The organism is Cobetia sp. LC6 (genome assembly GCF_030264805.1).
Taxonomy (GTDB): Bacteria; Pseudomonadota; Gammaproteobacteria; order Pseudomonadales; family Halomonadaceae; genus Cobetia.
The window spans coordinates 58,634-72,926 of the sequence record NZ_JASSPL010000011.1; the positions used below are offsets into that span (position 1 = coordinate 58,634).

General features: G+C 62.7%; 9 protein-coding genes. 8 read left to right on the forward strand and 1 reads right to left on the reverse strand.

Annotated elements, in window-relative coordinates; all coding sequences use genetic code 11:
• Window positions 1–16: 16 nt before the first annotated feature.
• Complete coding sequence (locus QQF40_RS13160; RefSeq protein WP_285461602.1) at window positions 17–4,015, reverse strand: NahK/ErcS family hybrid sensor histidine kinase/response regulator; 3,999 nt, start codon at window positions 4,013–4,015, stop codon at window positions 17–19.
• Between the two features lie 553 nt (window positions 4,016–4,568).
• Between QQF40_RS13160 and QQF40_RS13165 the strand changes: the two genes are divergently transcribed.
• The 8 genes from QQF40_RS13165 (at window position 4,569) to QQF40_RS13200 (ending at window position 14,239) form a co-directional block, all read left to right on the forward strand.
• Window positions 4,569–4,826, forward strand: a complete 258-nt coding sequence (locus QQF40_RS13165; protein WP_043333789.1) for a DUF4212 domain-containing protein — start codon at window positions 4,569–4,571, stop codon at window positions 4,824–4,826.
• A gap of 90 nt (window positions 4,827–4,916) precedes the next feature.
• Window positions 4,917–6,719: a sodium:solute symporter family protein gene (locus tag QQF40_RS13170; protein WP_175089117.1), complete on the forward strand. Its 1,803-nt coding sequence runs from the start codon at window positions 4,917–4,919 to the stop codon at window positions 6,717–6,719.
• A 152-nt stretch (window positions 6,720–6,871) separates the two neighbouring features.
• Window positions 6,872–8,836 (forward strand): DUF294 nucleotidyltransferase-like domain-containing protein, encoded by a 1,965-nt coding sequence (locus QQF40_RS13175; protein ID WP_285461603.1) that lies wholly within the window; start codon window positions 6,872–6,874, stop codon window positions 8,834–8,836.
• 28 nt (window positions 8,837–8,864) lie between these two features.
• Window positions 8,865–9,509 carry a 3'-5' exonuclease gene (locus QQF40_RS13180; RefSeq protein WP_175089118.1) on the forward strand — a complete coding sequence of 215 codons (645 nt, stop codon included), beginning with the start codon at window positions 8,865–8,867 and terminating at the stop codon, window positions 9,507–9,509.
• A 532-nt stretch (window positions 9,510–10,041) separates the two neighbouring features.
• Window positions 10,042–10,263: a hypothetical protein gene (locus QQF40_RS13185; RefSeq protein WP_175089119.1), complete on the forward strand. Its 222-nt coding sequence runs from the start codon at window positions 10,042–10,044 to the stop codon at window positions 10,261–10,263.
• Window positions 10,264–10,472: 209 nt separating this feature from the next.
• The gene (ttcA, locus tag QQF40_RS13190) at window positions 10,473–11,438 is read left to right on the forward strand and encodes a tRNA 2-thiocytidine(32) synthetase TtcA (protein WP_285461604.1); all 966 of its coding nucleotides are present in this window, start codon (window positions 10,473–10,475) and stop codon (window positions 11,436–11,438) included.
• 218 nt (window positions 11,439–11,656) lie between these two features.
• Window positions 11,657–13,435, forward strand: coding sequence for a bifunctional isocitrate dehydrogenase kinase/phosphatase (aceK, locus tag QQF40_RS13195; protein WP_285461605.1), 1,779 nt, complete (start codon window positions 11,657–11,659; stop codon window positions 13,433–13,435).
• Window positions 13,436–13,489: 54 nt separating this feature from the next.
• On the forward strand, window positions 13,490–14,239 hold the full coding sequence (locus QQF40_RS13200) for an SIR2 family NAD-dependent protein deacylase (RefSeq protein WP_175089122.1): 750 nt from the start codon (window positions 13,490–13,492) through the stop codon (window positions 14,237–14,239).
• Window positions 14,240–14,293: the final 54 nt, after the last annotated feature.

Below are 14,293 nucleotides of genomic sequence, written 5' to 3' on the forward strand. Positions count from 1 at the left end.
AGGCCAGCCCACCTGTTCAGGGGGCTGGGTCATCCGTCGCGGCATCGGGAGCATCACTCGCGCCACTGGTGTGCTTCTCGGCGCGATTGGCCTGCAGGCTGCGCGTCAGCAGCGCACGCAGCGCGGCGGGTCGCACCGGCTTGAGCAGCAGGTGATAGCCCGCACGGCGCACTTCCTCGGCGACCTCATCGGTGCGGTCAGCGGTGATCACGATGCCCGGTACCGAGCCCGCCAGGCGTTCATCCAGCGCATCCAGCGCCATCAGGCCAGTTACCTCATTGTCGAGGTGGTAGTCGGCGAGGATGGCATCCGGATCACCATCCAGGTTGCGGATCACCGACTTGGCGCCGCCGATCGAGGTCGCCGTGAACACCTCGCAACCCCAGCCGGACAGCATCGCCTTCATGCCCTCGAGAATCAGGCTCTCGTTGTCGATGCACAGGACGCGAGTGCCGGTCAGCTTGTTGCCGGCGCGCTTGCGAGCTGGGACGGCATCGGGCAGCTCGGCTGCCGGCAGCTCCTTGCTGATCGGCACGCTGACGGCGAAGACGGTGCCGATGCCGACCCAGCTGCGCACCGTGATCGGGTGGTCTAGCACCCGGCTCATGCGTTCGGCGATCGACAGCCCCAGGCCGAGGCCCTTCTCGCTCTCCTTGTGGCGCTCGGTCTGATCGAGGCGCCGGAACTCCTGGAAGATCTCGGTCAGCTTCGACTCGGGAATGCCGGGGCCGGTGTCCCAGACCTCGATGCGAATGCGATCGCCCAGACGGCGGCATCCCAGCAGCACATGGCCCTGGCGGGTATAGCGCACCGCGTTGGAGAGGAAGTTCTGCACGATGCGTCTGAGCATCTGGCCATCGGAATCCACCGCCAGCTGCGTCATCACCACTTTCAGGTCCAATCCGCGATCTTCCGCCATCACCTCGAACTCGGCCTTGAGCGGCTTGAGGATATCGGAGAGGCGGAACACGCTGCGGCGTGGCGCCAGTGCCCCGGCATCCAGCTTGGAGATGTCGAGCAGGGTGCTGAGCAGTTCCTCGGCGGCCTGCAATGAGTTGTCGATGTGATTGGTGGTGGTCTTCATCTCGCCTTCGACCTGCTGGGCGAGGGCGGAGGTGAACAGACGCGCCGCATTCAGTGGCTGCAGCAGGTCGTGGCTGGCCGCGGCCAGAAAGCGTGTCTTGGAGGCATTGGCATCCTCGGCCAGCTGCTTGGCCTGACGCAGTGCCTGCTCGGCCTCGGCGCGCACGCGGTTCTCGGTGCGCAGGGCCTCGTTGACCTGTGACAGCTCCTGGGTACGCACGCGCACGCGCTCTTCCAGGTTCTCGTTGGTCTCCTTGAGGGCGATCTCCGCCAGACGTCGCTCGGTGATGTCCTGATAGAGCGCGAAGAAGCCGAGGATGTTGCCCTTGGTGCTGAAGTGCGGCGTATAGGTGACCAGCATGTAACGCACGCCGCCTTCCGGGGCCTCCAGCGAGATCTCGAAGGAGACGCGCTCACCGGACAGCGCGCGCGTCATCCATGGCGCGCGTTGGCGATAGATGTCTTCCGGCATCGCCTCTTCGGCGGGCTCGCCGATCACGGCGGTACGGTCGATGCCCATCACCGCTTCATAGGCGCGGTTGGTGAAGAGGTAGCGACACTCCTTGTCGAAGTAGGCGATCAGCGCCGGCACGTTGTCGGTGTAGATGCGGATGTTGTTTTCCGAGCGGATCAACGCCTCTTCGGTGCGCTTCTGCTGGGTGATGTCCTGATAGGTGTAGACGAAGCCGCCACCGGGCATCGGGTTGCCCTGGATCTCCATCACGCTGTCATCCTGGCGATAGCGCACGTAGCGGTGCGGCTCGCCGTTGCGGATGGCATCCAGCAGCTGGTCGACGTGCTCTTCGGGGTCGCCCGGGCCGTATTCGCCGTTGTGGGCGTTGTAGCGGAAGATGCGATCGATGGGCGCACCGACCCGAATCAGGTTGTCGGGGAAGCGGAACATGTCCAGGTAGCGCTGGTTCCACACCACCAGGCGCATGTGCTGGTCGACCACGCTGATGCCCTGGTGAATGTTCTCGATGGTCGCCTGCAGCAGGGCGCGGTTGAATTCGAGCACCTGTGAGGCTTCATCGACGATGGAGATGACATCCGAGATGCCGATGCCGCGACCCTGCAGCGCCGAGTTGACGACGATGCGTGCCGAGGAGGCACCGAGCACCGAGGCCAGGAAGCGTTCGGTGAACTGGATCAGGTCGATGGAGGCGCGTGCATGCAGCTCCAGCGGCTGGCCGCTACGGCGCGCGTAGTCCTCGAAGGCGCGCTCCACCTGCTCATGGCTCAGGAATCGTTCGCATAGGACGCGCAGGTCCGAGACGGAGGTGGAGCCGGTCCAGGGGCGCGAGACGCTGGTCTGGCGGGTCTCGACGCTGTCGACGAACAGCGAGGCCTGGATGCGCTCGACCACGCGCTGCGGTGTCATCTGCGAGACGAAGATGTAGCAGAACAGGTTCAGGCCGAGTGACAGCATCACGCCGTGGGTCAGCGGGTCATTGAAGCGGAAGCCGAAGAGACCATGCGGCGACAGCCAGTCGATACCCAGCGGCCCCTGGTTGACGATCTCGGCCGGCATCAGACCCGCCTGTGCCAGTGCCGGCACGAGCAGGGACCAGGCCCAGACCGCGAAGCCGACATTCAGGCCGACGATGACGCCGAGGCGGTTGCCGCGCTTCCAGTAGAGGCCACCCATCAGTGAGGGCGCGAACTGGGCGACGGCGGCAAACGACAGCAAGCCGATGGCCGAAAGGGTGCTGTATTCGGCGATCAGCAGATAGAAGCCGTAGGCCAGCGCCAGGATCATCACGATGGTCAGACGGCGCGCCAGCAACACGATATGGCTGTAGTCGCGTGCCTCGGTATCGAACCAGCGCAGGCGGAACAACAGCGGAATCACGATCTCGTTGGAGATCATGATCGAGACCGCGACGGCGGCGACGATCACCATGCCGGTGGCGGCGGAGAAGCCGCCGATGAAGGTCAACAGGGTCAGCCAGGTCTGGTCTGCCGCCATCGGCAGCGCCAGCACGAAGCTGTCCGGTGATACCGAACCATCGGGGAACATGGTCAGACCGGCGGCGGCGATCGGCAGTACGAAGAAGGAGATGGCGATCAAGTAGATCGGGAACATCCAGCGCGCACGCCGGGCGTCATCGTGGTGGGTGTTCTCGACTACCGCGACGTGGAACTGACGCGGCAGGCAGAAGATCGCCAGCATCGCCAGCAGAGTCTGGGCCCAGAAGCCGGTGCCGAAGGTCTGAGTCTCCAGCTGCTGTTGCAGCTCCAGATAGGTGTCGGCCTTGGTGAACAGATCGCCCAGGCCATTGAACATGCCCCAGGTGACATAGACGCCCAGGGTCAGGAAGGCGACCAGCTTGACCAGCGATTCGAAGGCGATCGCCTGCAACAGGCCGACATGGTGCTCGGTGGCGTCGGTGTGGCGGGTGCCGAACAGGATGGCGAACAGCGCCATGATCGCCGCCACATAGAAGGCGGTATCGCCCAGCCAGGCGGTTCGCGTGACATCGCTGGTGTCGGTAAGTACCTGATAGGCACTCGAGACGGCCTTCAACTGCAGGGCGATGTAGGGCAGGGTGCCGACCAGGGCCACCAGCGAGGCGAACACCGCCAGCGACTGTGTCTTGCCGTAGCGCGAGGCGATGAAGTCGGCGATCGAGGTGATGTTCTGGCGCTTGGCGACCCGAATCATCTTGAGCAGGATCGGCCAGAACAGCAGGCAGGCCAGAATCGGCCCGATGAAGATGCTCAGATAACTCCAGCCGCTAGTCGCGGCCTGCCCGACGCTGCCGTAGAAGGTCCAGCTGGTGCAGTAGACCGCAAGCCCCAGACTGTAGACCGCTGGGCGCCGATTCGGCGACCCGTGTTTCTTGGCGTTGCGATCACCCCGCCATGCAATCGTGAACAGCACCGCGATATATGCGAGTGCCACTGCGATCAGCCACCAACCCTGGAACATGTCGCTCTCCTCTCTGGAAGCGCCATTCTACGCAGCCCCGCCACGAGTCCCAAGCACTGTGCATGACAGACTCGGCGTCTTGAGAGTCGTGAGGGAGATGCTCCGTCATCCATTGATACGCAGACGCCTCGATGATCGGCGTCAAGAAGCCGTAATTGGCGTCTGCACAACGGGCTTATTTTTCGGTATCGGCCAATGTCATGCGCGCAACGCGCGGAAGATTTCGTCAATCATCCTTCGCCCATTTGGCCAATAGACCAAGGGATTGCATCTTTAGGATATGAATCAACTTGTTGATTTTAAATGAATTGCATCGTTCTCAACCTTGCTCCATCAGGGGTGGCTGACATTCTCGACTAAAGTCAGCCTGCAACGTTGCAGGGCCTTGTCTACTGTCAGATTCGAGTCGCCAAGTTTCCTGTCATGCTCTGAAAAGCGCAGGAAATACCCATCAACCGCTGAGAAAGGATCATCCGCTGATGGGTGGTCATCGATCTCTGGATCACCAACCACTCCACTTCGCCAATCACAATAACAATGCGAGAACACCATCATGAAGGAAGCGAATGCCAAGGCGTATTGGTCCGCCAATATCAAACTGATCATGGGCTATCTCGTGGTCTGGTTCGTGGTGTCCTATGGATGCGGGATATTGCTGGTGGACGTGCTGAACAACATCCAGTTCTTCGGTTTCAAACTGGGCTTCTGGTTTGCGCAACAGGGGGCGATCTACTTCTTCCTCGCGCTGATCATTCTGTATGCCCGTTCGATGAACAAGCTCGATGAGCGCTTCGATGTTCACGAGCAATGAGTCAGTGACACGCCGGGCACAGGCCGCTCGTCGTGACGCACCGTAGTGTGAATAAGAACAATATGATCGACATCGCCAAGGACACTGCCAATGGATGTTCAACTGCTGACCTATCTCTTCGTTGGCGCATCATTTGCGCTCTATATCGGGATCGCGGTGTGGTCGCGAGCCGGTTCCACCAAGGAATTCTATGTCGCCGGGGGTGGCGTTCACCCCATCGCCAACGGGGCAGCGACCGCCGCTGACTGGATGTCGGCGGCCTCGTTCATCTCGATGGCGGGTATCATCGCCTACGTGGGCTATGACGCCTCCGTCTATCTGATGGGCTGGACCGGCGGCTACGTGTTGCTGGCCATGCTGCTGGCGCCGTATCTGCGCAAGTTCGGCAAGTTCACGGTGCCGGACTTCGTCGGTGACCGTTACTACTCCAGTGTCGCACGCACCGTGGCGGTGATCTGCGTCATCTTCATTTCCTTCACCTATGTCGCGGGCCAGATGCGTGGTACCGGTATCGTCTTCGCGCGTTTCCTCGAGGTGGACGTGAATGTCGGTGTCGTCATCGGCATGGCAATCGTCTTCTTCTATGCCGTTCTGGGGGGCATGAAGGGCATCACCTACACCCAGGTGGCGCAGTACTGCGTGTTGATCTTCGCTTTCCTGGTACCGGCCGTCTTCCTGTCGATCATGATGACGGGCCATGTGCTGCCGCAGACCGGTTTCGGCGGCACCCTGGTGGACGCACAAGGCAACGATACCGGCGTCTATCTGCTCCAGAAACTGGATCAGGTCGTGACGGATCTCGGCTTCCGCGAATACACCGAGGGTTCCAAGTCCACTATTGATGTGTTCTTCATCACGGCCGCGCTGATGTGCGGTACGGCGGGCCTTCCCCACGTCATCGTGCGCTTCTTCACGGTGCCGACGGTCAAGGATGCGCGTATCTCCGCCGGCTGGGCGCTGTTCTTCATCGCCTTGCTCTACACCACTGCGCCGGCCGTGGGGGCCTTTGCACGGGTCAATCTGGTCGAGACCGTCAACGAGACGGCCTATGAGGAGCTGCCGGGCTGGTTCTACAACTGGGAGAACACCGGGCTGATCGGCTGGGTCGACAAGAATGGCGACGGCATCATCCAGATGCGTGGCGGTGACCCCTTCGCGGGCAAGCCGAGCTACGAAGGCAGTGCCGACAGTCAGGCGGCACGCGGTGAGCACGGGCAGCGCCTGGTGAGCAACACGCCCACCGACAATGAGAGCGAGGTCTACATCGACCGCGACATCATCGTGCTGGCCAACCCTGAGATCGGCAACCTGCCGGCCTGGGTCATCGCACTGGTGGCGGCGGGTGGCGTGGCGGCAGCACTCTCGACGGCGGCCGGTCTGTTGCTGGTCATCTCATCGGCCATCTCGCATGACTTGCTCAAGAAGACCTTCAAGCCAGACATCAGCGAGAAGCAGGAGCTGATCGCGGCGCGCATGGCGGCGGCCGTGGCCATCGTGATCGCCGGTTACTTCGGCATCAATCCGCCAGGGTTCGTGGCGCAGGTAGTGGCCTTTGCCTTTGGGCTTGCGGCATCGAGCTTCTTCCCGGTCATCCTGCTGGGGATCTTCTCCAAGCGCATGAACAAGGAAGGTGCCATCGCGGGCATGCTGGTCGGCCTGGTCTTCACCTTCAGCTACATCGTCTACTTCAAGTTCATCTCGCCGGAACTCAACAGTGCCGAGAACTGGTTGCTGGGCGTATCGCCGGAGGGGATCGGCTCGCTGGGCATGGTGCTCAACTTCGTCGTCGCGGTCATCGTCTGCAAGATGACCCCGCCGCCGCCCGAGCACATCCAGCATATCGTCGAGGACATCCGTGTTCCGCGCGGGGCTGGAACAGCAGTGGATCACTGATTCAGGCAGCAGGGCCTGTTCGCGCAGCACGCAGCATCGGCGCGAACAGGCCCCCGTTTCCCGAAGCCCCGTCTTGCACCTGCAGGCGGGGCCTCGTGGTTTGAGGGCTCGTGCATCGATCAGCGGTGCACGCGCAGAAGGGAGTCGCTGTCATGCAAGCGTCACTGGTGGATATCGATTTCGAGGAGCCGCCGTTCAGTCTGCTGGGTGAGCGACTTCGGCAACGACTGGCCGAAGGGGTGGATCTTCACTATTTCGAGGCACTGGCGCAGCCGCTGGTGCCGGGGGCCGTCGGTGAGTCGGTCTACATCATTCACAAGGGCGAGGTGGCGGAACTGGCCGCCGATTCGGCACTGCCGGACGCCGCTAAGCTCGACAAGGCGCAGCGCGAGGGGCTGGATGCCTGGGTCAGTCTGCGCATTGGTCATTACACCGCGGGGGACCTGTTCGGGGCGCTGACGCTGCTCAACGGCCATTGCCGTACCCGCTTCGTCTGCGAGCAGGAGACGCTGTGCTACCAGCTGCCCGCACAGCTGTTCTTCTCGCTGTGCGACGAGTGTCCTGCCTTCGGCGAGTACTTCCAGCACAGCCTGAGTGACAAGGCGCGACTGCTGGCGGCTCAGCGTGACACCCGTCAGGGCGCGAGTCGCGACCAGGCGGGTTTCATGCTGGCGCGGGTAATGGACTGCATGCGTCCTCCGCTCAAGCTGGCGGCCAGCGCCAGTATCGAGCAGGGGGTCAAGGCCATGCAGGCGGCGGGGGCGGACAGCCTGATCATCACTGTCGAGGGGCGTCAGGGTGTGGTGACACGTACGGACCTGCTCAATGCGCTGGTGATTCAGGGCTTGGCACCCAGCCATCCGCTCGCCTCGCTGGGCAGTTTCGCGCTGGTGGCGGTCACGGCGGAGGAATATCTGTTACAGGCGCTGGTGCAGATGACTCGACACCGGGTCGCGCGAGTCGTGGTCAAGGAGCGCCTTCTGCCTGCCGCGGCGGTCGTCGGTGTCATCGAGCTGACCGACGTTCTGGGGTTCTTTTCCAATCGCAGCCAGCTGGTGAGTCTCGAGATCGAGCGCGCCTCTGACATGGCGGCGCTTGAGCAGGCCAGTGCGCGTCTGCCGGAAATGGTCAGAGCGCTGGCAATGCAGGGAGTGCACATGCGCCATGCGATGGGGCTATTGAGTGCGCTCAACGGGCGCCTGATCGAGCGCACCTTCGCCATGCTGGTGGAGGAGGAACACCGCGCCTCGAGTTGTCTGATGCTGATGGGCAGCGAAGGGCGCGGAGAGCAGATCCTCAAGACCGATCAGGACAATGGACTGATCATCGCCGATGGCCATCAGTGGCCCGATAACGAGGACACCCTGCAGCATTTCAGTGACGCCCTGGCGGGCCTCGGCTACCCGCCATGCCCGGGAAATATCATGGTCTCCAATCCGGAGTGGGTCGCCACCGAGTCGCGCTGGCGCGGCAAGATCGCGCGCTGGTGCGCCGGGCGCGATGGAGAGGCGTTGATGAATCTGGCCATCGTCTTCGATGCGCGCGCCAGCGGCGGCAATGAAGCACTGGTCGACAGCTTGCGCGGACACCTTGTGCGCCACGCCACGCGTGATGAACTGCTGCTGTCGCACTTCGCGCGCCCGGCGCTGCATTTCTCGACTCCACTGACGCTGTTCGGCTCCTTGCGTTCGCCGCGACACGGTATCGATATCAAGAAGGGCGGCATCTTCCCCATCGTGCATGGCGTTCGCACCATGGCGCTGGAACGTGGAGTGATGGCCACCGGTACCTTCGCGCGGCTTGAGGCGCTGGTCAGTGATGGGCGTATCGAGGCCAGCGACAGTGCCGACCTTGCCGAGGCACTGTCGCTGTTTGCCGATTTGCGCCTGCGCCAGCAGCTGCGCCATCTGGATGAGGCTGAACACGGCACGGGCGGGACTCGCGACTCGCGCAATGATGGCCAGGACACGACCGCGGCGGCGCGTGAGGCGGGGAGTCGCAACCTGATCATCACCCAGTCACTGTCCTCGTTGGAGCGTGATCTATTGCGCGATGCCCTGAGCCGGGTCAAGGACTTCAAGCAGCGACTGTCACATCGTTATCACCTGGAATACTGAGCCGGCCTCAAGGCCGAGGGGAGGTGGCATGTTCGAACAACTGAGGCGCGCCAGTGATCGTCGTCGTCATGCGCAGGGAGAGTTCGCCGAGCTCTTTCGTCCCTGGCATGCCGCCGAACGGGGCGGAGAGCGTGTGGCGCTGGATTGCGAGACCACCAGTCTCGATGTTGGCCACGCCGAGCTGGTCTCGCTGGCGGCGGTACGTTTCGATGCGCGCCATATCCATGCCTCCAGCGCCTTGTCGCTCTACCTGCAATGTCCGCAAGGGCTGCAGGGCGACTCGATCCGCATCCATCGCCTGCGCGGTATCGATCTGCATGGCGGAGAAGCGCTGGGGGATGCACTGCGACAGCTGCTGGAGTTCATCGGCAATCGTCCGCTGGTGGGCTGGTGCATCGACTTCGATGTCGCGGTGATCAATCGCCATCTGCGGCCACGCTTCGGCTTTGATCTGCCCAACCAGCGTCATGATCTGGCGCGCGATTACGCCCGGCGCTGCAAGCATGAGCAGCCGGATGCCGCCCCGGACCTGCGTTTCGAGGCGATGGCAGATGCCCTGGGCGTGCCGGTGATCGGTCGTCACAGCGCGCTGGGGGACGCCGTGACCAGCGCGCTGATGGCGCAGCGCCTGATGCAGGCCCCGCTGTCGCCCTCGCTGGCCAGCCAGGCTTGAGCGGGGCTTATGCCAGGGACTTATGTCAGAGGCTCTGGCAGGGCTTATGTCAGGGGCCTAGGCAGGCGCTGGATGAGTGTCAGGCCCGGTATCAGACGTCTCGTCAGCCGACATCATCCTCAAGGCTATTATTCCAAGGTCTGTTGCCGGAATGTCCAATGGCCCGGCTCACTGCCTTTGTCCACACTGGCAGCCATACGACACGCCCGCTGTGGCGAGAGGTCGACTCTGATTACACGCCAGTGCACTACCGGCCAGCAGTACGGCCAAGCCATGCAGGATGCAAGACCGAGCAGCTTAGATAACCATAATGAAGCGGCGACAGCGAGCAAAGGCCATGCGTGATACGGACCTGCTGTCAGCCAGCCACTGTCAGGCCTGAGGACGGAATCATTCTCTTCAGGATCGTCATCACTGCGCCAGGTGATGACTGTCGGGCCTCGGGCATCCGCTCGGGGCCCGGCTTCAGATAAGGCATCCGCCCGCGATTGCCTTCCTTATGACTCAGGGGTACTTGCCCACGAGGTGCGACATGCTGATCGCGACCAATACACTGTTGATTCTTGGCCTGGCCATCGTGCTGCTTGCCTACGGCCTCTATATTCGCCGGACTCAGGACATGCGCGGTGTGCTGATGTTCTGGTCACGCAAGCTTGCGCTCACTGCGCTTGAATTCAGACTGCAACGCTTCGGTATCCTCGTGATGCTGGGCGGGGTGGTGATCCGCTATCTGGAAGTGCTGCGCCTGTTCTAGTCCGCGCGGTCTTCCTGCAAGCGCCGTTGCTCCCCACGGCGCATGCCACACGCCAACGCCCGCTGACTGCGGGCGTTGGCGTATCTTGCGTCGGCGCCACGCCACCTGGCCTGACAGGGGCAGACCCCGCCTGAAGCAAGCTGCCTCTGTGACCGTCTACTAGCCAATGCTAGACTGTGCGCCCTTCCAAACTGCCAGCCTGATGCCCCATGTTCACACCCGATAGCGAGCTTTCGTCCAGCCCCACTGATGCGGCCACTGCCAAGCGCGAACTGAACAAGTTGCAGAAGCGCCTGCGGCGCAATGTCGGTAACGCCATCACCGATTACGGCATGATCCGTGATGGCGACAAGGTGATGGTGTGTCTGTCCGGGGGCAAGGATTCCTACACCATGCTGGATATCCTGATGAACCTGCAGCGCAATGCGCCGGTGCAGTTCACGCTGGTGGCAGTGAATCTCGATCAGAAACAGCCCGGCTTCCCGGAACATGTGCTGCCGGCATGGCTCGAGTCGGTGGGCGTCGAGTATCACATCCTTGAGCGCGACACCTATTCCATCGTCAAGGAGAAGGTGCCGGAGGGCAAGACGACCTGCGGGCTGTGCTCGCGTCTGCGTCGCGGCTCGCTGTATGGCTTCGCCACCGAGATCGGCGCGACCAAGATCGCCCTCGGCCACCACCGCGATGACATCCTCGAGACGCTGTTCCTGAACATGTTCTTCGGTGGCAAGCTCAAGACGATGCCGCCCAAGCTGCTCTCCGATGACCAGCGCCATATCGTGATTCGCCCGCTGGCCTACTGCCGTGAGTCCGATATCGAGGCCTATTCCAGCGCGCGCGAGTTTCCTATCATCCCCTGCAACCTGTGCGGCTCGCAGGAGAATCTGCAGCGTCAGGTGGTCAAGGAGATGCTGCAGGACTGGGAGAAGAAGCATCCGGGGCGGCTGGAAACGATGTTCCATGCCGTCACCTCGGTGGCGCCTTCACATCTGGCAGACCGCGACCTGTTCGATTTCGCCGGCCTGGATGAGCAGCGTGACCGCTTCCAGGCATCGCGCATCGATGCATTGGACATGAGTTCCGAGCAGGCCGGCATGGCCGATGATCTGTTCGAGGCCGAGCGCCGCGTCAAGCCGCTGGCCGACTCGGCGGCCTCGCTGGGGCATGAGCTGTAAGCCACACTCGACTGGCCATCGTCAGACATCATGAACGCCACCTCGCTTGCGGGGTGGCGTTCTGCGTTTCAGGTGGTCCGCTGCCATCCCGGCCTTGGTGGATGGCGCACCTGGCGTGAGTCAGGGGTGAAGGCCCGCGACCATTGTCGTCTCGCTTGCTGGCGCGACAGTCCGCATGCTTTGGTCATGTCAGGTGACTGAAGGGCAGGGAGGCGGCGATGGGCAATGATGTGGACAGTGACGAGCGCGGCAATGGCCAGCAGGGCCAGCGACTGGCGGCGACCGTGTTGCATGGCTTCGATGAATATCGATCACGCTTCAAGCAGATCTCCAGTGATGCGCGGCGACGCTTCATCGAGGCCGACTGGCGTGAGGCCCAGCAGGCCTCCGCCGCGCGTATCAACCTCTACGACGAGAAGGTCGCCACCACCATGGAGCGGCTGGAGCGCGCCTTCGAGCCCGACCGCCTGTGCGAGTGCACCCTGTGGGGCGAGGCCAAGCGGCAGTACATGGCGCTGATCGATCAACGCCTCGACTACAAGCTGGCCGAGACCTTCTACAACTCCATCTTCTGCAGCGTGTTTTCCCATCGTCACATCCGCGATGACTGGATGTTCGTCTCGCCATCCCGCCAGGGGCCGGCACGCCATTCCGGCTTGAGCATCAGTCATCGTGTGCCGGTCGAGGGTGACTGGGCCGGGGCACTCGAATCCGTGCTCAACGAGGCGCCGCTGGGGATCGCCTTCGAGCACCAGGGGCGCGATGTGACGCTGGGCGCCGAGATGTTGCTCGCGACGCTGCCTGAGGCGGTGCGCGATGCGCCGGACGCTGCCTTCGAGATGCTGCGCAGCGTCTTCTATCGCAACAAGGGCGCCTATCTGGTCGGGCGCATCGAGGGAGGTGGCCAGACCCTGCCGCTGGTGTTGCCGGTGCTGCATACCGAGCGCGATGGCGTCTATCTGGACACCGTGATCATCGAGCCGGAGGAGGTCTCGATCATCTTCTCCTTCACGCGGGCCTACTTCCAGGTCGAGATCGAAGTGCCCAGCGAGGTGGTCGGGTTCCTGCAGACTCTGATGCCCGAGAAGCCCATCGGCGAGCTGTACGCCGCCATCGGCTTCTACAAGCATGGCAAGACCGAGCTGTTCCGCGGCCTCAACCAGCATGTGGCGAGTCGCTCCGATCGGTTCATCATCGCGCCCGGCGTGCGCGGCATGGTGATGGCGGTCTTCGTGCTGCCCAGTTACCGGCTGGTGTTCAAGCTGATCAAGGACCGCTTCGCCCCCGGCAAGGACATGAGTCGTGATCAGGTGCGCGAGAAGTACCGTCTGGTCAAACGCCATGATCGTGTCGGGCGACTGGCCGATACGCAGGAATTCTCGAACTTCACCGTCGGCAAGGACCACTTCGACCCGGCCTGTCTCGAAGAGCTGCTGGAGGTGTGCAGTTCCTCGATCAGCCTGCGCGGCAACAAGGTGCTGATCCGACACTGCTATACCGAGCGCATGATGACGCCGCTCAACCTGTATCTCGAGGAGTGTGACGCCGAGGAAACCCGCGCGGTGCTCAATGATTATGGCAATGCGATCAAGCAGCTGGCTGCCGCTGATATCTTCCCCGGCGACATGTTGCTCAAGAACTTCGGCGTCACGCGCCACGGGCGGGTGGTCTTCTATGACTACGACGAGATCAGCTACCTGACCGAGTGCAACTTCCGTGAGATTCCCGAGGCACGTTACCCTGAGCAGGAACTGGCCAGCGAGCCCTGGTATTCGGTGGGGCCCAACGACATCTTCCCCGAGGAGTTCGGCCCCTTCCTGTTTGCCGACCTCCAGCTGCGCAAGCTGTTCTACGAGCTGCATCCCGAGATCTTCCAGGCCAGCTGGTGGCGTGGCCTGCAGGACGCCATCGCGCAAGGGCGCGTGATCGATGTCTATCCCTATCGCAACAAGCGTCGCTTTGGAGTCGATCGCAGTCAGGACTTCATCGATGACTGAGTGTGGTCGCCATGCCCGCTGTTCGAACCTGTCCAACGCCAGAGAGAGTGCTAGATGAGTGAAGGCTTCAAGGACCCCGGTGCACGCCATGGACGCCATCTGGTCGTGTTGAGTGGCGCCGGCATCAGTGCCGAGAGCGGCCTGCGCACCTTCCGCGCCGAGGATGGCCTGTGGGAAGAGCATCGTCTGGAAGATATCGCGACGCCGCAGGCATTCCGACGTGACCCCCAGCAGGTGCTGCGCTTCTACGATGATCGCCGCATCCAGGTGCGTCGCGCCAGGCCCAACGCGGCCCACAAGGCGCTGGCTGAGCTGGAGCAGCACGGCTTTCGCGTCTCGGTCATCACCCAGAACATCGACGACCTCCACGAGCGAGCAGGCTCGCGCGAGGTCGTGCACCTGCATGGCGAGATTCTCAAGGCGCGCTCCAGCGTCGACCACGGCCTGCGCTATCCCTTGCCGCGTGGCGGCATTCGCCTCGGGGACCTGTGTGACAAGGGCAGTCAGCTGCGTCCTGACGTGGTGTGGTTCGGTGAGGCGGTGCCGCTCTATACGGTCGCCGAGGAGATCGCCGCCGAGGCGGATCTGCTGTTGATCGTCGGCACCTCGCTCAAGGTCATGCCGGCGTCCAACCTCTATGCAGCAGCTCCGCTGGACGCCCCCATCGTGCTGGTAGACCCCAATGCCGATGAATTGGCCGAGCCCGGCGTGCTGCCGCTGGCCGAAAGTGCCGGTCAGGCGGTACCGAGGCTTGTGCGCCATTGGTTGTATCAGGGCCACCTGGGGCTGCCTGATACGTTATGATGCGCGCCTTCAGGCCTGCCATGGGAGGCGGGCCAGCAATTTCCGGGAAATCGA

Coding starts and splice junctions, on each gene's coding strand:
- QQF40_RS13175 (WP_285461603.1), top strand. CDS start 6,872: ATGCAAGCGTCACTGGTGGATATCGATTTCGAGGAGCCGCCGTTCAGT.
- QQF40_RS13165 (WP_043333789.1), top strand. CDS start 4,569: ATGAAGGAAGCGAATGCCAAGGCGTATTGGTCCGCCAATATCAAACTG.
- QQF40_RS13160 (WP_285461602.1), bottom strand. CDS start 4,015: ATGTTCCAGGGTTGGTGGCTGATCGCAGTGGCACTCGCATATATCGCG.
- QQF40_RS13200 (WP_175089122.1), top strand. CDS start 13,490: ATGAGTGAAGGCTTCAAGGACCCCGGTGCACGCCATGGACGCCATCTG.
- QQF40_RS13185 (WP_175089119.1), top strand. CDS start 10,042: ATGCTGATCGCGACCAATACACTGTTGATTCTTGGCCTGGCCATCGTG.
- aceK (WP_285461605.1), top strand. CDS start 11,657: ATGGGCAATGATGTGGACAGTGACGAGCGCGGCAATGGCCAGCAGGGC.
- QQF40_RS13180 (WP_175089118.1), top strand. CDS start 8,865: ATGTTCGAACAACTGAGGCGCGCCAGTGATCGTCGTCGTCATGCGCAG.
- QQF40_RS13170 (WP_175089117.1), top strand. CDS start 4,917: ATGGATGTTCAACTGCTGACCTATCTCTTCGTTGGCGCATCATTTGCG.
- ttcA (WP_285461604.1), top strand. CDS start 10,473: ATGTTCACACCCGATAGCGAGCTTTCGTCCAGCCCCACTGATGCGGCC.